The sequence below is a fragment of the Brachyspira hyodysenteriae ATCC 27164 genome, assembly GCF_001676785.2.
Classification (GTDB): domain Bacteria; phylum Spirochaetota; class Brachyspiria; order Brachyspirales; family Brachyspiraceae; genus Brachyspira; species Brachyspira hyodysenteriae.
On the sequence record NZ_CP015910.2, the window covers coordinates 64,314 to 84,848 of the forward strand.

Below are 20,535 nucleotides of genomic sequence, written 5' to 3' on the forward strand. Positions count from 1 at the left end.
ACACCCCCACTTCTTTTGCGACCGAAGGGAGTGCCTTTGGTGTGGCACAGGCGAAGCCCGCCTCACGAAGTGTGCCTAGGGCAGGCGAGAAGCAAAAAGACTGCAATAATAAGTCTATTGATTCTACTAATAAATTGATATTGGGGAAAAACTTAATATAAAAAGAGGCAGTATGTCAAAGAAATCTTTATTATTTTTTTTAGAGAATAGTATTACAAATAAAGAAATAAAAGCTAATGATTATGTTGTATCAAGAGTGGGTTATTTCTTTAGAGATGTGCATGAAAGAAGATGCAAAGTTATAGTGGAAAGCGAATTAAATATATCTTTAAGCGATTCGTTTTTGATTATAAGCAAAGAGGAAGCAGAGGAGCTTATAAGAGAGAAGATGAAGCCTAATGATGTAATAAATTATCTTAAAGAAGAAAACAAAAAATTAAAAGAGAAAATAAAAGAGCTTGAGGCTTGATTTATTTTTTATGTGCTGTCTTAAATTATATTTAATTATATTTTGAGGCAGTACATTAAAATTGAAAAGGAATTAATATGCAGGAATATATTTATGAGCCTGATATAGATTATTTTAAAAGCATATTTAAAATGTTCAACTATGATGATATTGATACAGAATTTTTAAAAGATCAGCTAAAAAATTATACTATTCAATTTAGAAGAATGATTTTAAATATGAATTATACAGAACCTACAGAAGAAAACGGACTTCCTTTTATATCTATAAAAAATTATATATGCTATGAGGCAGCGAGACTTTTAACTGTTAATTTTGTTTCAAACAGCGACTTAATAAATTTTATACGTACAGAAAGTTTGCGTTTAAAAGAGATTGCTATAAAAGATTTATCAAGCATTGTAGTTGGAGAAAATAGTTATGACAGTGTTCGTTTGGACGGCGATATAAAGAAGCCTTAATAAATATTGATACTATTTAAAACTTTTAAGCTTGTCAATTTTAATTTTTTTATTATTTGTGGGGACTAGCCCCCACACCCCCACTTCTTTTATTGGTATAAAAGAAGCAAAAGAACTGCATATTTATATTATGTAGTTTTTATATATCCATATTATATTAGTAATTATAAAAAAGGTTATGATATGATACATTTCAAAAATAGTGTTATATATGTTTTGGATAATTTCATGAATTTTATGGCTGATGAATATATAGATTTTTCAGGAAATAAAGTTCAGGGAGAAAATAATTTAAACAGTCTATTAGATGATAAATTGAAAATAGATTGTTTTAGTTTAGGTGCTGTTAAATCTATGAGTAAATCATTTCTTTGGGCTACAATATCCGAAGGCGAAAGCAGAGGGAGTAATTCATATATAGGAGATTCAGCAGGTTTTGCAGATGATATATCTTTAAAAGCTACAGTATATAAAGAGCTTAAAGCAGGTGAATCATTTCTAGCATATACTATGATTCCTTTAGCACTCAATCAGGCTTCGCGTTATTGGATATCAAAGTTAAATGATGAAGGTGAACGCATAGCTTTATCGCCTGTTATTAAATGGGAATCTCCTTCTTTTGACAGTGAAAATAATAAAAGACAATTTAATGATTTTTCATCTATTAGAGGCGTGAGTTTTTCTCTTGATATTAATTTTAGAATTATGACTGGGAGTTATTTAAATGAAGTTCTTTACTAATTTAATTAATAAAGCATTTAATAAAAAAGTTTATGATTATGTTCAAAACAGAGATAAACTTTATAAAATAAAAATTACTTCTTCACCAGAAAATGCTGTTATTACAATGAATGAAGAAGAAAAATATTTCGGTGCTTATAAAAATGGAGAAGTTATAAATTATCAAGTGAGTCTTGAGGGCTATCAAACAAAAAATGGAAGTATAACAGTTGATAATAGAGATGTTTTGGAGAATGTGTTTTTAGAAAGTGTTTGATTTAATATTAATATATTAATTTTTTAAGCACGCGGTGAGCAAAATTTGATATGTAGTTTAAATGTGTATTATAGTTTCATTTATATTTTTATATGAGTTTAACGCGTGTTTATTTAGTTAAATCTTGGGGCGGGTGGGCGGGGGATAATATTTTAAAAAGCGAGTTGGAGCAAGCAAATAAATAAATTTATTTGCACGTCGGCCCCTGTGGTTTGGTTTTGGTTCGATTTTATATATTAATATACATTGAAATAATTAGGCTTATAGCATTTGCGTTTTTTGCAACTTTTTTGTGCGTCAAAAAAGTTGATATAAATAAAAAAATATAATTTAAAAATTATATTTTTATTTGTGAGAGTATAACAATGAGCATTTTTGATTTGAAAGGTAATTTAATGAATGATGAGGACGGCTTAACTGTTGTAAGCGGTTCTAGTTATAAAGTTAGAATAGCAAAAACAAAAAATAGAAATGAAAAAGTAGATTTTACTTCTGATGATGTTAAAGGAAAATATTTAATATATCCTTCATCAGTGGGACTTACTCCTACTACAGAATCAATGAGCAAAGAATATGTAGGTGCTCCTTCTTCAGAAAGTTATGCAGGTGCTACTACTTATGCGGGCGATATTTCTTACGGAGCTTTCCCAAATACAAATGCATATTACGCTAGTTTAATATGGGCTAATGTTCATACAAAAGAAACTACTGGTAATTTACTTTGTATTAACTCTTTTAATAATTTTGCTGTAAGGTTTAATAAATCTTCAGAAGATGAAAGTATTAATATGCTTGAAATTATAATTGAAAATGAAGAAGGTTATAATACTAATTTTATTGATGTATATGATTCAATGAAGCAGAAAGATTTAATTGAATCTATAAATAAAATAAAAGATATGAAATCATTTTTAATAACAGGAAGCGAAGAAGATGAAGTTGATTTTACAAATTTAATAAATGAGTTAAAAGAGTATAACATCGAAAATAATCAAACAGAATATTTACTTAGCTTTAAAAGAGTTGGACTTATAGAAAGCGGTATATTTAATGATGAGGCTAAAAAGAAATATCCAAAATATCAGAGTATAATAGCTCCAAGATTCGGAGAGGCGCAATATTATAATATAGCATTGTATGACAGTTCAAAAAATATGGACGGCAATCAATATATAGGCTGTGAAAGTAAATCTATGAATTTTAATTTTGCTAATAAAGCTATGACAGAAATTAGTTCTTCCTTATGGGCTTTAGATGAAGTAACAATAGATAAAGATTCTATTTTGTATGAGGATAGAGCAGAAGAAAGAGATGTTGTTATGGCTCAGACTTCAAAGTATCCTACAAAACTTTTTATCAATGGCACTGAAGCTACTTCTGTAAGCGATGTTGCTTTATCTTTTGAATGGACTAAGGAAGAAAAGTTTAATATTTCAGCAAAAAGATATGGATTTCCAAATTCTAAATTTACATTGAGTTTTTCAGGCAATGCCGTTTTTAATATTCAGTCAAAAGAACTTTTTTATGATAGAGTTTTAAATGGTAACAGACAATCATTTATAATATCATCAAAAACAAGATTTAAAAATAAAGATTATCCTTTTATATTTGTAAGTACAGATGTTGGAGGAAGTCCTTCTTTTCCAGCAATAGAACCTAAAGAACTTTCAATATCTTTGAATAATTTTAAAGCTATTGAACAATCAAATGATATGAACAGTAATTATTTGATTGCATTTACAGACAGAGAAGATTTATTTTAATTTGTTTTTTTATTAATGAATTATATTTATCTTTTTCTAATGTTGTCATGTTTGATAGGAATGTACTGTTTGAATATTCAAAATTAATTTTATTATGTTTGTATTTATAATTGAAAGTTGGCATAGCCTACCAGCTAAAAAAAATTAAGGAGAATTTAAAAACTCTCTTTGTATTTTTGAACATATAATGATTGAAAATTGGTATATACCTAAACAACTACATTTTGTCAATTTTGAATTATTTATGAATGTAATTTTTATTTATTAATAGCATAAAATATTATTAAGTTTTCTTGAAAATATAAGATAAAAACTATATTTTGACTAAAAATGCAGTTGTTTTGGTTCTTTTATACCAATAAAAGAACTGGGTGGGGGCTAGTCCCCACAAATAACCTAAATTTAAAATTGTATTTTTAAGTTTGTAATTTTTTTACTCAACTTTTTCCCGCCGCATACGCTCTGCGGACTTCGTCAAAGTTGCTGCCGTAGGCACGCTTCGCGAAAGTGCAAGGTATAAAATTAGTACTAAATAATACTAATTTTGTCTTACATCTAATATAAACTATTAGTTTAAGTTAAAATATAGCTTATCAGCGAAAAAAATTAAGGAGAATTTAAATGGAAAAACTTGAATTTAAATGTGTTGATTTTTTTAATAGATATATTATAGAAGAAATTGTTTATAAAGATGATGGAGAGAATATTGTTCCTATTAAAGTATTTAGCCGCTCTACTTTGGGAAATAAATTTAAAAGTGATGATGTTATAAGTATTAATCGTCCTAGCTTCAATGAAAATATTAAATATGTGAGAGAGAAAGAAGAAAAGATTATTGATGATGATATTTTTAAATGGCTTGATGTGAGAATAAATAATAATCTTGCTACAAGTCTTCTTGATGAATGGAGCACAAAAGATATTAATGAATTTGCTCAGGTGATAAAAAGTTTTTTGCTGGAGAGACGAATTATGTAATAAATAATTTTTCTAAGTTTTCTGTAATAGAGCAGACTGAAATTGATAATCTTGTAAATTATGCTTTTAATAATAGAGAAGTTAAATATGATGACTTTTGTTATTTCAATAATGGACTTATAAGTTTGTATACAGCTTCTTTATTTTGGAATAAAATAATACTAGAGGCTTGGTATCAAATAATAAGCGGAAGATTTATTAATTGTGTTTATGATGAAGATGATTATTTGAGGCTTGGACTTAATTATGCAGTATTCAGATTTAAAATTTTAATAGATAAATCAATTCATAATAAATAATTTCTTTTTTTTAATTAATTTCTATTTAATAAAATCATTAATATATTTTGGAGATATCATGATTTCTAGTACTAAAGGAACAATATTAAATTATTTCGGGCTTTCAAATACATATAATCCTTTTAAAGATGAGAATGCTTTGCAGATAGCAGAGAATCTATATTTTGAAATACCGCTTGAGCCATTTGAAAATTCTAATTATGCTGCAGTATCTACAGGACTTTTAACTAATTCACTTTCATTTCTTAATGACTGTATATTTGAAATATATGATAATGATACTAAAATTGCAGATTTGCAAAATGTTATAGGAGAAATTGGAAATGATAAATATATGCCTAAAGAAAATCAAATATTTTGGTTTAATAAAGACGGACTTAGAGGAACTTATTTTTTAAATAGTATTTATGCTGGTAAAAAATTAAAATTAGTAAGTGGACGATATATAACTACTTCTATAACATCTGGTGTATTAAATGATATGTTTGAAAGAACTGTAGGAGTGCCTTCATATATAGAGGAGATTAATAATATGATTTATGATATAAAAAATAATTCTAGCTTTATAATATCAGAAACTATTACAAAATCAGGAATCGGCACTCAAAAATGGGAATTAAATTGGAGGGATGATTTAGAATATTTGCAGGTATCAGGTTATGTAAGCGGAAATATAAAGTCGTTACAATCTCTTTCATCTTTCGGAGTTTATCAAACTATAGATGATAAAGCCCCTTTTATAGGATACTTTGGAAGCTCTAGCAGTTATTATTATTATGGCGGAGAGTTTGAAAAAAAATCCATAAATTATCAGGCAGGGCTTCCTAATTTAAAATGGTTTCCAATACTCAATAATAAACCTATTTTAGGAATAAAAAATAATTCTGAAAATACTGTAACTGCTAAATTATATTTTTTAGTAAGATACAAATAACCCCATTCACTAATTTTCTATTTCTTTTTTCAACATTTATTCTTTTATCTATTATCTATAAGGAAGTATAAAAATGATTCTTAATGAAAATAATATACAAGCTCCGTTTCAATATAAAATAAGTGAAAATACTTTTGAATTATTAAAAAGAAATGGAGAATTAGAACTTAATACTGATAATGTTCAGGTGAAAGTTTTTGAAGGTCAAAGACTTTTTTGTGCTGATATTGGTTATACTGTTGACGGACCTTTAGAAGAAATGGAGTTTTTAATTGATGATATTAAAGTTTATCCTGTTCTTTTGGAAGAGTTAGAAGATTTAAAAAATGCAGAAGTTAAAGATAATGAAATATATTTAATAGAAGAAGATATTAATTTTAAAAGTATAATTTTCTTTCCGTTATCAGATTTTAATAAAAATTTTAAATTTAATATTACAACTTACAGCTCTACTTTTTCATCATTTATGTTTGATGAGATAGCTAAAAAGTTTAACTCATTTGATATAAACATTCCTGTAAAAAATTATTATGAGGATGTAGATTATAAAGTTAATGATATTATAAAATATAATGGTTATCTTTATAGAGTTTTCAAAGACTTTACAAGCGATGATACAGATTATTATTTAATAAATAATTGTAATTTAATAACACCATTCAAAAAATTAGAATTAAATACTGAATATAAAATAAATGATTTAATTGAATATAATAATAATTTCTTTACTGTACAGAGTGATTTTACTTATGAAGAAGCTACTAATTTAAATGATGTATTAAAACCTATTCATGAAATCATAGAATGGAATGATAATATAAAAAAAGTTTATAAAAATCAAATAATATTAAAAGATGATTTTTGTTATTTAGTTTTATCTGCTTCGGAAAATTACACTTTTGATGAATTATTAAAATTTAAAAAAATAGATTATTTAAATAAAGCTTCAAATACTTTTTATGATGATACTAATTCTAGTTTCGGAAATAATACAAATACGGTTCAAAAGGCAATAGAGAAATTAAAATATGATAAACAAGGTAGTCTAAGATCAGGAAATAATATTGATTTAAACGGAAACACTATAAGTGTAATAGGCGGTACTAATAAAGAATATGTAATCAATAATAATTATAATATATATGATTTAATAATATATGACAGTAAATTGTATAAAGTTAATGAAAATTTTGTCGCTGCAGATTGGACTAAAGATAGAAACAAACTTACTTTAATAAGTTCAGGAGGAAGCAGCATAGCAGCAGAGGCTTCTCAAGTAGAATATGATAATAGCAGAACTAATTTACAATATATTTCAGGGTACGATTTTCCAAAGTTTAAAGCTCAAATTCCTAATACTATTAATTTAGTCCTAACAGATATTAATAAAACAAAAGAATATGCAGCAATAATCAAAAAGCATGAAGACGGAAGTTATATTTTAAATTGTCAATTAGATAATATAGATATAGAAGATTCATTACTTTTATTAATTAAAAGTTTGGATAATGATATGAATATATATAGGATTTATTCTGAATTATCACAATTTTTTGAATTTTCTACTTCTTTGAATTTTGAGCATCCATATAATTTAACATCTGATGAAATAAATATATCAGGACTTGATAAAGAAGATTATATATTTGGCATATCTGTAATTGAAAATTTTGTAGGTTTAATTATAGGTTCAAAAAGTTTAATACCTAAATCAAATTATAATTTAACATTAAATATAAAAAATAAAGTACTTAGGAATCAAGATAATAATTTATTTGTTATGGAATATGGTACAGATGAATATGCCAAACCTAAAGTATTAACATTAGAAGAAAATAATGGAGATATTAAACTATCAGGAAGTATGATAGTAAATGTTTTAAAAAATAATTTGGGAGCTGTAGGATATTTATTTTATAGCCCTATAATAGAAAATTATTTTAATTTATCGTCTTCTAAAACAACAAAAGGCATAACTTCAAGTACAGGTAAAGCAGTAAAGTTTATTATAGAAAAAACAAATGAAGAATCAGAATTATATTATATGTTAGTTATCAGCTATGAAGATGACAGTTATATATACCAAGGCGAAGTATTTACATTGAATATAACTCCGGATGAAAATTTTAAGGCAGAGCCAATTTATTCGGCAGTAAATAATGTTCAGCACTTAGGTGAGGCATTAGCTAAAAGGCTTGATAAATTAGACCTCATCGCTGACGGTGAGGAGCATCCTACAGGTACCTATTATTACAATGCTGACGGAGGTAGAAAGCCTATTTATTATAGATATTTGGATTTACGTTCTTATTCAGCTTATACTCAAGATTTTAATACATCATCAAATGAATGGAACATTGATTTAATTTGCAATGATAATATGGGATATGATATCAGAGGAAATGGATCTTATTTTTATCAATTTAATTCTAGGGGGGACTTTGTAAATAATGTAATAAGAGATGCCCATATATATTTTGATTCAAAAACTAAAAGATTTGGATTATATATAGAACAATATTCAGGTACAACACATAGAGCAGGATTATTTAAGATAAAATATACAAGAACAATAGACAGCCTTGAGTATTAATTTCTGATGAATAAAAAATAATTAAAAGGAGGAAAGTGAGCCAACCTAGTAGATACCCTTTGGGTAAGCTGTCCGTTAAACTTGTTTGACGGATTTCTATTAAGCGCAGGTAAATATAGTATACGGCAGGCATAGCTAACAATGAATAAAAAAGAATATGTTTTAATAGATGAAAATAATATCATTGTGGAAATGATAAAAATTGATGATAAAGAAAATATAAAAAAATTAAGTATTTATAAAGAAACATATAGAATAGAAGAAAGAAAAGACTATATGTTTAAAGGACTTAATTTAAACCGTGTAGTTAATGATATTATATTATCAAATAAAGAATCTATTGAAAAAGGATTAATTAAACTAAAAGATAATGAAGTTTTAATTAATGATAACATAGTAACAATAGATAAAACTCAAAAAGTTGTAAATAATGAAATAGTAGAGAAAACAAATGAAGAAAAATTAAATGAAGGACTAATCACTTCTGAAGAATATAACAATATACAAAATGAAAAAAGAGAAAAAGAATATGAAAGTAAAACAGATAAACAAGTAATAGAATTAATGAGAAACTTTTTAAATAAAAATAAAGACAGCTTATCTAATGATGATAAAACAATTCTTGATAGTATAAATACAGAAATAGAAACAATAAAACAGGAATATCCAAAACAAAATCAAGGAGTTTAATAATATGATAAAAAAAGAAAAGCTAGAAAAAATAGGAATAGATGATAAATGGTTAGAGCATTTAAATAAAGCATTTCAAAAATATCATATAACAGATATTAATGAAAAAGCAATGTTCTTGGCACAGACCACACATGAAAGCAATGATTATAAAAGGCTTGAAGAAAGTTTTAGATACACTCCTCAAAGACTTTTTGAAGTATTTAGAAAAAGAGTTGGTACTTTAGAAAACGCTCAAAAATTATGTAATGAAGGAGCTAAGTATATAGCTGATTTTGTTTACGGCGGAAGATTAGGAAATGCCAAAGATGAAGGCTATAAATACAGAGGCAGAGGAATAATTCAGCTTACCGGAAAAAACAATTATAAATATTACGGAGAAAAATTAAATATTGATTTGGTGAATAATCCTCATTTAGCAAAAGAACCTGATACAGCAATAGAAATAGCTTTGCTTTTTTGGAAAGAAAAAGAATGCGGATTATACGCCAAGATTGGAGATGTAAAAACTGTAACTAAACTCATAAACGGCGGATATAACGGACTTGATGACAGGCAGAAAAGATTTGATATTATTCTTAAAATATTACAAGGTTAATAAAATTATTATATGGATTTATATACTTTTATTTCTATGATTCTTGGATTTTTGGCTTTTATTATATTTTTAAAATTTCTTTATTATATATTTGGAAATTTTAAAGATAAAATGAAAGATATTAATATAGAAGCTAAGCATAAAGACGGACATCAATTTAATATTAATTCTAATTTTGATAATAAAATAAAAGAAGTAAAAAAAGAAATTTTAAACAATGATGATATAAACGAAGAAAAACTTCTTAATAATTTAAATATTAAAGTACCTACAGAAAAAGAATTTAATTATCAGGAAGCTATAAGAAAATATCAGGCTGAAATATATAATCTAAAAAATAAATATATCAGTAAAACTATTTATATAGCTTTTTTGTATATAGTACTTAATTGGGAAGTTTATACACGTAAAGTTTTCAGAAAAGTAATTTATAAAAATGGAATAAGTAAATATGAAGGTCATAAATATTCAGAGTATAAGCAAAAATATATTGATAATATAATTTTAGCTTTTAATCAATTATTACAAAGAAGCGAAATAAAAAGTCTTAAAAATAAAGAAATAAAAATAATACTTAATACTAATATGCTTCTATTTAATATGGAGCTTAATAGAATATTTGATGATATTAAAAATAGACATATAGATGCAGAAAATAACAGAAAAGAAATTAATATTTTATCAATAAAAAATAATTATGATAATAGAGAAATTATTGAAAGTGAGCTTGAAAATATTAATGATTTTAATGAGGCTTTAAGAGAGATAGAAGACAGCATATTAAATAAAGATATAAAAGAATTAAAAGAATTTATTTTAGGCAACTTTCTTAATATGCTTAAAAATAATTATAAATAAGGATATTAAATTAATATGAGTATATTTAATTTTACAGATAATCATAATGCCAACAAAAAACTTTCTATATATACCAGCATAATAAGTTTTTTACTTGGATGTATTTGGGTATTTGTTAATTTAATTTGGAGAGGAAGAATAATTACAAAAGAAGAATCTATTGCGGTAGTTATAATTCTTCTTGGGCTTAATGCCGTCAGTTTTGGAAGCGACTTAAGAGGATTTATAAAGCTTTTAAAAAATAAGGATAGTAAAAAAAATGATAATGATTAGTATGTTTTTTGACTTATTTAAATCTAAATTTATTGATTTTTTAAAGTCAAAATATTTTTTATTTTTTATTATATCCGTTTGTATAGCTGTTTATATAATATTTTTAAATATTAAATTAGATAGTAAATATAAAGAAATAGATAAGTTAAATAATGATTTAATAAATTTAAAAGCCACTAATTTATTATTGTATAAGAATATTAATTTTAAACAGAAGCAATTAATGATATTAGATATTTTTACAAATAGTGATAATGCTATACAAAATATTAAAAATAAAAAATTAAGTGATGATAGTATAAATGCTTTAAATACTATTATTAATGATTATAGAGAAACATTAAAATAGGATAATAAAAAATATATGAAATATTTGATTTTTTTATGTTATTTTTTTGTGATAAGCTGTTGCTCAACTAAATATATTACAGTTCCGTTAACAACACCTCCAGATATATATAACCCGGGTATAGTATATACTGAAAAGGATATTATTAACGAATATAAACGCTCTTTAATGAAAATAAGTGAATGGCAAAATTGGTATAATGTTCAAACAAATATAAATTAATTTTACAATTAATTAATAAAATTTTATATTAAAATAATATTTTAGAACAAAATATTGACATATAATTGTTTTTTGTATAAAATATTTGCATCAAAACACATGAGGTAAAATTTTATTATGAAGAATGTAAAATTGCCAAAAGCAAGTACAGTTTTTAAAATGGGTAAATTCGATAGTATAATGTTTAAAATACCACTAATGGTTATAGTAATGATACTTATATTATCGGTAACGATTATAAGTGTTTCAATCAGTTTAGCAACTAAGGAATTAAATAATGTAACAGCATCTGGATTTGAGACTTCTGTTAATGGTTTTTCATCCCTAATAGATAGCATACTATCTTATCAGTCTACACTTATAGAATCTTATGCAAATATTCCTACAATAAAAGAATATGTTTCAAGTCATAGTGAAGAAGTTCAAAATAGAGCTATAAGAACTATGACAGTATTATTTGATAATAATGACTATATAATAGATTTACTTATGCTTGATTTGAATGGAAAAGTAATTGAAAGCTATGACGGAAGCAAAAATTTAACAGGTACAGATATATCTACAAAGTATAATAGATTATGGACATCTTTTATTGCTCAAAATTATAAAACAACATTATCATATAGCATATATAAAGAGGGAAATGATATAATACTTCCAGTTTTGCAAGGTGTTAAAGATGATAATAATACTGTAGTAGGAGCTTTTATAGCTTATGTGAATTGGGGAAAAATAATCGATGAAAGTTTAAAAGATTCAAAGGATCAATTTTCAACAGATAAAACACTTTTTATTATAAACGATTATTCAGAAATAGTTTATCATAATAATAAAGATAGATTATTTTCTAAAGCTACAGATTCTCTTGTAATACCAGAAAATGAAACTTCAGGACTTCTTAGTTATATAAGAGAAGGTGTAGGGATATCAGCATTTTTTAAGAAATTATCTACAACTAGATGGACAATGGTAGAAAGAACAACTGATGATTTATTATATGCACCAGGTAAAAAGATGGTATTAATTGGTATTATAATAGGAGTTATTGGAGTAATAGTATCTGCTTTTGTTACAGTTTTATATATAAATGGCACTATTAAACCTATAAAATTCATAGTAAAAGAAGCACATGATATGGCTGATGGTAATTTCGCATTAAGTGCTAGTATAGAAAATAGAACTGATGAAATAGGCGAATTATCACATTCATTTCAGGTTATGAGAGATAAAATAGTAAGTGTTATAACAGATGTATTAGATGCTTCTACGGAAATAGCAAATGCTGCTACTCAATTATATAAAGGCGGTGAGGATTTAGCCGAAAGAACAGAATATCAGGCATCTAGTTTGGAAGAAACAGCTTCATCTATGGAAGAGATGGCTTCTACAATAAAATCATCAGCTCAGCATTCAGTTGATGGAAATAATGTTATGATAGATTCAAGAAATGCTGTTGAAGAGGGTGCTGTTGTTATAGGAAACACTACTAAAATGATAGAAGATGTTTATGAATCAAGTGCTAAAATAAAAAATATTACAAAAGTTATAGAGGACATTGCTTTTCAAACAAATATATTAGCTTTGAATGCCTCAGTAGAGGCAGCAAGAGCAGGAGATCAAGGAAGAGGTTTTGCTGTAGTAGCAAGCGAGGTAAGAAACTTAGCACAAAACTCACAAGCTTCAGCTAAAGATATAACTTTACTTATAGATGATATATACGAGAAAATAAATAAATCAGCAGAAATGGCAAGACATTCTCAGGAAATATTTAACAATATAGAATCAAAAATAGAAGAAACTTCTAAAATAATGAGCGATATAAGTCATACAGCAGTAGAGCAGGAAGCAGGAGTGGATCAGGTAAATACAGCGGTATCTAAAATGGATAGTATAACTCAGCAGAATGCTGCTTTGGTAGAAGAAGCAACATCAGCATCTAAGTCATTATTAGATCAGGCTAAACATTTAGAGGAGCTTATGTCTTTCTTTAGAGTTAAATAAAATATTATTTTACTAATATTGGAAAGTTTACTGCTGATTATTTTTTCTATAAGTAATTATGGTATTAGCAGCATAAATTTTATTAAAATATTTCATTAAAGGAACTTTTTGTTTTTTTAAACGTCTAACTATGAAATATTTTTAATTTATGCCGTTAATTATCCAAAAATCATTTATATAACTAGAGGTGTTTTTTTATTTATGAAAAGATTTAATAGTATAGCAGTAAAACTTCCATTGATTGTAAATATTATAACTATTATTGTATGCGGTTTTATAATATTGGCATTATTAAATGTATCTGTTAAAGAGATTAATGGATATGTCAATACTAATATAAAAACTTCTGCAAATGGATATGGTAATTTTTTAGATAAAACTATGGAAGAACAAACATTGCTAATGCAAAGTTATTCAAGTATGCCTGTAATAATAGATTATTTAAAAAATTATGTTTGGATGGAAGGTACAGTTTTTATTACTTTACAGAAAGTATTAAATAATAATAAATTTGTAACAAATGCTTATATACTTGCAAATGATTCTACTTTAATATCGTCTTATGATGGAAAGTTAAAAGATTCCAGTATAAAAATATCTGAACAATATCCTGATTTATGGAATGATTTTGTATCAAAAAATTATAAAATTACTATAGCAAATAATATATATAAATCAAATATTAATAATGGATTTGTTCTGCCTATACTTTGTCCTATTTTTGACTATGATAATACTTTTTTAGGTGCTTTTATAGGCTTTATAGATTGGTCTTTAATTATAGAGGACAGCTTAAATAGATTTGGAAATATTTTTTCTAAAGATAATTCAATATTCATTATTAATGATAATAATAAATGTGTATTTCACAATCTTTCTTCAGAATTAGGAAAAAATTTGGATATGGGTATATCCAAAAATGAATCAAGCGGAATTGTTAAATATAATTATTTTAACGAATCTAAACTAGCATTTTATAAAAGAATGGAAATGATGCCTTGGATTCTAGCTAATGGAGTATCTGAAAAAATAATTTATTCAGCACCAAAAAAAATGCTCTTAATAGGAAGTATTATAGGTTTAATCGGAATAATTATATCTGTTTTATTCTCAGTATTTTATATAAGAAAAACTATAAATCCTATAAAATATATAGTTAAAGAAGCTAAAGAAATATCTTCAGGAAATTTTGCTTCATATTCTAATATAAAAGCAAGTAATGATGAAATTGGAGAATTACTTAATTCTTTTTCTGATATGAGATATAAATTTTCTAATATGATAAAAGAAATATTAATGGCATCTAAAGAAATAGCTAGTTCTGCTTCAGAATTATATGCCGGAAGTGAAGATTTGGCAAAAAGAACAGAATATCAGGCCTCTAGTTTGGAAGAAACAGCTTCATCTATGGAAGAGATGGCTTCTACAATAAAATCATCAGCACAGAATTCTGTAGACGGTAATGAGGTAATGATAGCTTCAAGAAATGCTGTAGTAGAAGGCGGAAGTGTTATAGCAGACACTACAAAAATGATAGAAGATGTTTACGATGCCAGTGCTAAAATAAAAAATATTACAAAAGTCATAGAAGATATTGCTTTTCAGACAAATATATTAGCTTTGAATGCTTCAGTAGAGGCAGCAAGAGCAGGGGAGCAGGGCAGAGGTTTTGCTGTAGTAGCAAGCGAGGTAAGAAACTTAGCACAAAACTCACAGACTTCAGCTAAAGATATCACTTTACTTATAGATGATATATACGAGAAAATAAATAAATCAGCAGAAATGGCAAGACATTCACAAGAGATATTCAGCGACATAGAAGCAAAAATAGAAGAAACTTCTAAAATAATGAGAGATATAAGCCACACAGCAGTAGAGCAGGAAGCAGGAGTAGATCAAGTTAATAGTGCAGTATCTAAAATGGATAGTATAACTCAGCAAAATGCTTCTTTGGTAGAGCAGTCTACAGCAGCATCTAAGTCTTTATTAGATCAGGCTAAACATTTAGAAGAATTAATGTCATTTTTTAGAGTTTAACAAAATTTATTAAAATTAATTAAATTTATTTTTTATTTTCTATGATAAAAAACTTTTTTGTACTTATTTATAATAATAAAAACTATATTTTTTTTATTATTGAATTTCAATTGACTTTTTTTATTAAGTAAATTATACTATTAAGATAGTGTTAGAGGTTTATTATTCTTTCAAATAATGTTTTTTATATCAATAATTTTTTATTTTAATAGAGGTCTTTATGAAAAGATTTAATAGTATAACTGTAAAAATTCCTTTAATTGTTAACATAGTTATAGTTGTATTATCTTTTACAATTATATTTTCTTCCATACAAATAGCTAGCAGAGCTATAAACAATGCAACATATTCAGGATTTGAAACTTCTGTTAACGGTTATTCAACTTTGTTGGATACTATACTTGAAGATCAGCTTATTATAATGGATGCATATTCAAGAGTACCTAGTGTAATTGAATATATGGAAACAAGAAATGACTATATAAAAGATAGAGCTATACAAACTATGATTAATTTGTTTGATAATAATGATTATATAGTTACATTAGATTTGATAGGTTTAGACGGAAAAGTTATAGAATCTTATAATGGAGATACAAAGAATTCCGGCTTAGATATGTCAGCAGCATATCCTCAATTATGGAAAGAGTTTGTTGATTCAGGATATGATCATGCTACTAGTGATACTATATATAAATCAGATATAAATAAAGGATTTGTACTTCCTATAGTGCATTCTGTTTATAATTTGGAAAATAAGCTTATAGGAAGTTTTATAGCTTTTGTAGATTGGAGCAGAATAATAGATTCTACTTTAAAAGATACAAGAAATGAATTGTCAGAAGATAAAACGATATTCGTTGTAAATGATTTTGATTTGCAATGTGTATATCATAATATTAATTCTACAATAGGTATTAATGCAAATGAATCGCTTATGCCTCCAGAAGGAAAAACTTCAGGTATATTTTCATATACATTTAATGATGTTACTAGAATAGCATTCTTTAAAAAATTGAACACTCAGCCTTGGTTTATGATGGCAGGTATTACAGAGACTTTGTTATATGCTGAAAGTAAAAAAATAACTATAATTGGAACATTATTAGGAGTAATAGGTATTATCATATCTTCTATAATATCAGGATTCTATATTGGTAAATCTATTAGACCTATAAAAAATATAGTTGATGAAGCTCATCAAATGGCTGATGGAAATTTTGTTTTTCACTCTACATTGACTAATAGGCAGGATGAAATAGGAGAATTATCACAGTCATTTGATACTATGAGAAATAGATTTGTAGAGGTAATTTCTGAGGTACTTAATGCTTCTAAGGAAATAGCAAGTGCTGCTTCAGAACTTCATAAAGGAAGTGAAGATTTAGCTAGCAGAACAGAATATCAGGCCTCTAGTTTGGAAGAGACAGCTTCATCTATGGAAGAGATGGCTTCTACAATAAAATCATCAGCACAGAATTCTGTAGACGGTAATGAGGTAATGATAGCTTCAAGAAATGCTGTAGTAGAAGGCGGAAGTGTTATAGCAGACACTACAAAAATGATAGAAGATGTTTATGATGCTAGTGCTAAAATAAAAAATATTACAAAAGTTATAGAAGATATTGCTTTTCAGACAAATATATTAGCTTTGAATGCTTCAGTAGAGGCAGCAAGAGCAGGGGAGCAGGGCAGAGGTTTTGCTGTAGTAGCAAGCGAGGTAAGAAACTTAGCACAAAACTCACAGACTTCAGCTAAAGATATCACTTTACTTATAGATGATATATACGAGAAAATAAATAAATCAGCAGAAATGGCAAGACATTCACAAGAGATATTCAGCGACATAGAAGCAAAAATAGAAGAAACTTCTAAAATAATGAGTGATATAAGCCATACAGCAGTAGAGCAGGAAGCAGGAGTTGATCAAGTTAATAGTGCAGTATCTAAAATGGATAGTATAACTCAGCAAAATGCTTCTTTGGTAGAGCAGTCTACAGCAGCATCTAAGTCTTTATTAGATCAGGCAAATCATTTGGAAGAACTTATGTCCTTCTTTAAAGTGCAGTAAATATTTATATTATGTGATTTTTAGCCTATAGATTAATTTCTATAGGCTTTTTTATTTTTAAGATTTGCATTCTTTTATAAAAAAATATATATTGTTGAATATAATAAAATTAAAAGAAATAATAAAAATGAAATATAAATTAATACTTCTAATAATACTCTTTATATCTTGTACAAATAATAAAAATGATGCATCTATTGAAAATATTTCAAAAAGGGATGAAATAGAGCCAAATAATTCCATTGAATATTCACAATATATAGACTGCAATACTTTAATCAGTGGAAATATTGATGATTATAATGATATTGATTTTTATCAAATAAATCCTACCAATGGTTTTGTTATGGATTTTTCTATGTCTTTTTATAATTTGGAAGCTAATATTTCTATGGATATTATATCTACTAATAATGATATAATGTTTAGTATTAATTCTGAGGATGTTTCTAATTATAAAGGATTTGTGGAATTAAATGATATTCTGCTCCATGATGAAGTTTATTTTTTGAAATTAAATGCTGACAAAGAATGTAAATATAATTTGAAATTCATATTTAGGGATGATTATATACCATCGAATGAGGCAGAACCTAATAATAATATTTATGAAGCTGATAATATTAATTATCCTAATGAAGTTATTTACGGATATTTTATAAAAAATTATTTTAATATAGATGAATATATTAAACCATATATAAAAGAATCAGGATTAATAGATATAGACTTTTATGAAATAAATAATGATACGGATATAAACACTTCTATAAATATTAAATTAGAATATACAAAAGATATAGATATTATATTATTTGATGGAAATTATAATTATTTAAAACAAGGCATAAATCAATTAAGTACTACTTTTGAATCAAATAAGAAATATTATATAGCATTGGTATGTTATGGGGATAAATATATTATAGATAGATATACTTTGCATTATGAGTTTAATTGATAAATACTATTGACAAAGTAATATTTTTAATATAAAATCATTCTTACTATAAAAAGTAAGAGTAATTTTGGACATCGTTTTTATGAATAATTCTTTTTTGTATAAAAAGTTAAAAAAAAGCTTCTGTTCTTGGGAGTGTTAAATTATCTATATAAAAAAATAGAATAATTTTTATATTTAGCCTCCCTAAATAAGGGGGCTTTTTTATATTTTTAACAATTTCATTTTATTAGATGATTCAAGATTATAAAAGTGTATATATTATTTAGGAGTAAACTTTATGGAACATTATGGTTTGTTAGGTATTATCCCCCCGCTTTTAGCTATTATACTTGCATTAGTTACCAAAGAAGTAATTATTTCTCTTACTCTTGGTATATTATCAGGAACTCTTATAATAGCGCATGGAAATGTATTTACTGCTATTACAATATTTACTGATAAGGTAGCAGAGATGAGCGGAGATGCTTGGAATATAAGAATACTTTTATTCTGCGCTTTACTTGGTGCTTTTGTTAGTATGCTTTCAAAAACTGGTGCTACTAAGGCTTTCGGTTTATGGGCTAGTAAATATTTAAAAACTAAGAAAAGCATACTTATATTTACTTGGTTTTTCGGACTTATCATATTTATAGACGATTATTTTAACAGCTTATCAGTTGGTACTGTTATGCGTCCTGTTTCAGATCAGAATAAAATTTCAAGGGCTAAACTCGCATATATATTAGACTCTACTGCAGCTCCTGTATGTATACTTGCTCCTATATCAACTTGGGTAGTAACTGTTATGAGTTATATAAGAGATTCTCAAGGTTTTGAATCTTTGAATATAAGTGAATTTGTATTTTTTATAAAGATGATACCTTATTCTGTTTACCCGCTTCTTGCTTTATCTTTTGTAGTTCTTATTTCTTTAGTATTTAAAGATTTCGGACCTATGAAAAGAAGTGAAGACAATGCTCAAAATGGAAAACTTTTTGATGAGGAATTATACGGAGCTTGTCCTGGAAATATGGAAACTTCTTCAAACAATAAGGCTAAATGGTATGACATGGTTATAGCTATACTTGTACTTATAATAGTTTGTATAGTGATGTTCCCTGTTACAACATATATGGGTTTAGTTGGAAGCGATGGAATAGAAACTTTCTCTCAAGCTATGTCAAGCATATCATTGAATCAGGCATTCTTAGATACAGATGCTTCTAAAGCTTTATTCTATGGTGCTGTTATTTCTATCATGATAATGTACATATATTACATAGCTAGAAGATTATTGAGTGTACGTTCTGCAGGAAACTCCATTATGGAAGGTGTTAAATCTATGGTTCCTGCATTAGTCGTTTTAGCATTAGCTTGGTCAATAGGAAGTGTTATAAAATCATCTCCTGCAGACGGCGGACTTGGACTTGCTGCTTTCTTATCTGAAGCTGTAAAAGGCGGCGGTTTCCCTCTTTGGATTCTTCCTGCTATAGGTTATTTACTTGGATGTGTTATAGCTTTCTCTACTGGTACAAGCTGGGGTACTTTTGCTATACTTATTCCTATAGTAATACCTATTGCTAATGGTCTTGCTGCTGCTAATGGTTATACTGATAATGCTCTTCTTAATGTTCTTCTTATAAATGTTGGTTCTGTTGTTTCTGGTGCCGTATTTGGAGATCACTGTTCTCCTATATCAGACACTACAATACTTTCTTCTACTGGAAGTAACTGTCCTTTACTTGAGCATGTTGCAACACAGATTCCTTATGCTGGTTTGGTTGCTATATCTGCTTTCATAGGTGTAATAATTGGAGGAATAACTTTAAATCCTATAGCTGCATTATTAACAGGTTTCATAGTAATGTGCGTACTTGCATTACTTGCTCCTAAGTTTTATGATAAAATTTCAAGTTTTAAAAAAGCTAATTAAATAAAAAGATAATTAAATATAAAAAAATCCTTTAATATTATTCATTTAATATTAAAGGATTTTTTA

The 20,535-nt window shown here is 26.5% G+C and carries 19 protein-coding genes; all 19 read left to right on the forward strand.

Annotated elements, in window-relative coordinates:
• Positions 1–172: 172 nt before the first annotated feature.
• Positions 173–469 carry a hypothetical protein gene (locus tag BHYOB78_RS00260; RefSeq protein ID WP_012671345.1) on the forward strand — a complete coding sequence of 99 codons (297 nt, stop codon included), beginning with the start codon at positions 173–175 and terminating at the stop codon, positions 467–469.
• Positions 470–546: 77 nt separating this feature from the next.
• Positions 547–930, forward strand: coding sequence for a hypothetical protein (locus BHYOB78_RS00265; protein ID WP_012671346.1), 384 nt, complete (start codon positions 547–549; stop codon positions 928–930).
• Positions 931–1,113: 183 nt separating this feature from the next.
• Entirely contained in the window at positions 1,114–1,671 is a 558-nt protein-coding gene (locus BHYOB78_RS00270; RefSeq protein ID WP_012671347.1) for a hypothetical protein, read from the forward strand.
• On the forward strand, positions 1,655–1,927 hold the full coding sequence (locus tag BHYOB78_RS00275; RefSeq protein WP_020064851.1) for a hypothetical protein: 273 nt from the start codon (positions 1,655–1,657) through the stop codon (positions 1,925–1,927). The genes BHYOB78_RS00270 and BHYOB78_RS00275 overlap by 17 nt, the downstream gene beginning before the upstream one ends.
• Before the next feature lie 365 nt (positions 1,928–2,292).
• The gene (locus BHYOB78_RS00280; protein ID WP_020064850.1) at positions 2,293–3,690 is read left to right on the forward strand and encodes a hypothetical protein; all 1,398 of its coding nucleotides are present in this window, start codon (positions 2,293–2,295) and stop codon (positions 3,688–3,690) included.
• A 621-nt stretch (positions 3,691–4,311) separates the two neighbouring features.
• Positions 4,312–4,668, forward strand: a complete 357-nt coding sequence (locus tag BHYOB78_RS00285; protein WP_012671351.1) for a hypothetical protein — start codon at positions 4,312–4,314, stop codon at positions 4,666–4,668.
• Positions 4,669–4,793: 125 nt separating this feature from the next.
• Complete coding sequence (locus BHYOB78_RS13665) at positions 4,794–4,967, forward strand: hypothetical protein (RefSeq protein WP_012671352.1); 174 nt, start codon at positions 4,794–4,796, stop codon at positions 4,965–4,967.
• A gap of 58 nt (positions 4,968–5,025) precedes the next feature.
• Positions 5,026–5,901 carry a hypothetical protein gene (locus BHYOB78_RS00290; protein WP_012671353.1) on the forward strand — a complete coding sequence of 292 codons (876 nt, stop codon included), beginning with the start codon at positions 5,026–5,028 and terminating at the stop codon, positions 5,899–5,901.
• A gap of 73 nt (positions 5,902–5,974) precedes the next feature.
• Positions 5,975–8,494, forward strand: coding sequence for a hypothetical protein (locus BHYOB78_RS00295; RefSeq protein ID WP_020064849.1), 2,520 nt, complete (start codon positions 5,975–5,977; stop codon positions 8,492–8,494).
• Positions 8,495–8,635: 141 nt separating this feature from the next.
• Positions 8,636–9,184 (forward strand): hypothetical protein, encoded by a 549-nt coding sequence (locus BHYOB78_RS00300; protein WP_012671355.1) that lies wholly within the window; start codon positions 8,636–8,638, stop codon positions 9,182–9,184.
• 4 nt (positions 9,185–9,188) lie between these two features.
• Positions 9,189–9,782: a glycoside hydrolase family 19 protein gene (locus BHYOB78_RS00305; protein ID WP_012671356.1), complete on the forward strand. Its 594-nt coding sequence runs from the start codon at positions 9,189–9,191 to the stop codon at positions 9,780–9,782.
• A 111-nt stretch (positions 9,783–9,893) separates the two neighbouring features.
• Positions 9,894–10,640, forward strand: coding sequence for a hypothetical protein (locus BHYOB78_RS00310; protein ID WP_239650831.1), 747 nt, complete (start codon positions 9,894–9,896; stop codon positions 10,638–10,640).
• Between the two features lie 15 nt (positions 10,641–10,655).
• Positions 10,656–10,913, forward strand: coding sequence for a hypothetical protein (locus BHYOB78_RS00315; protein WP_012671358.1), 258 nt, complete (start codon positions 10,656–10,658; stop codon positions 10,911–10,913).
• Positions 10,900–11,262, forward strand: coding sequence for a hypothetical protein (locus BHYOB78_RS00320; protein WP_020064848.1), 363 nt, complete (start codon positions 10,900–10,902; stop codon positions 11,260–11,262). Before BHYOB78_RS00315 ends, BHYOB78_RS00320 begins: the two co-directional genes overlap by 14 nt.
• Before the next feature lie 381 nt (positions 11,263–11,643).
• The gene (locus tag BHYOB78_RS00330) at positions 11,644–13,485 is read left to right on the forward strand and encodes a methyl-accepting chemotaxis protein (protein ID WP_028331360.1); all 1,842 of its coding nucleotides are present in this window, start codon (positions 11,644–11,646) and stop codon (positions 13,483–13,485) included.
• 201 nt (positions 13,486–13,686) lie between these two features.
• Positions 13,687–15,522 (forward strand): methyl-accepting chemotaxis protein, encoded by a 1,836-nt coding sequence (locus BHYOB78_RS00335; protein WP_065203224.1) that lies wholly within the window; start codon positions 13,687–13,689, stop codon positions 15,520–15,522.
• A gap of 220 nt (positions 15,523–15,742) precedes the next feature.
• Positions 15,743–17,593, forward strand: a complete 1,851-nt coding sequence (locus BHYOB78_RS00340; protein ID WP_012671361.1) for a methyl-accepting chemotaxis protein — start codon at positions 15,743–15,745, stop codon at positions 17,591–17,593.
• A 127-nt stretch (positions 17,594–17,720) separates the two neighbouring features.
• Positions 17,721–18,554: a hypothetical protein gene (locus BHYOB78_RS00345; RefSeq protein WP_028331368.1), complete on the forward strand. Its 834-nt coding sequence runs from the start codon at positions 17,721–17,723 to the stop codon at positions 18,552–18,554.
• 280 nt (positions 18,555–18,834) lie between these two features.
• A complete protein-coding gene (locus tag BHYOB78_RS00350) occupies positions 18,835–20,469 on the forward strand; it encodes a Na+/H+ antiporter NhaC family protein (protein WP_012671363.1) in 1,635 nt (544 codons plus the stop codon).
• Positions 20,470–20,535: the final 66 nt, after the last annotated feature.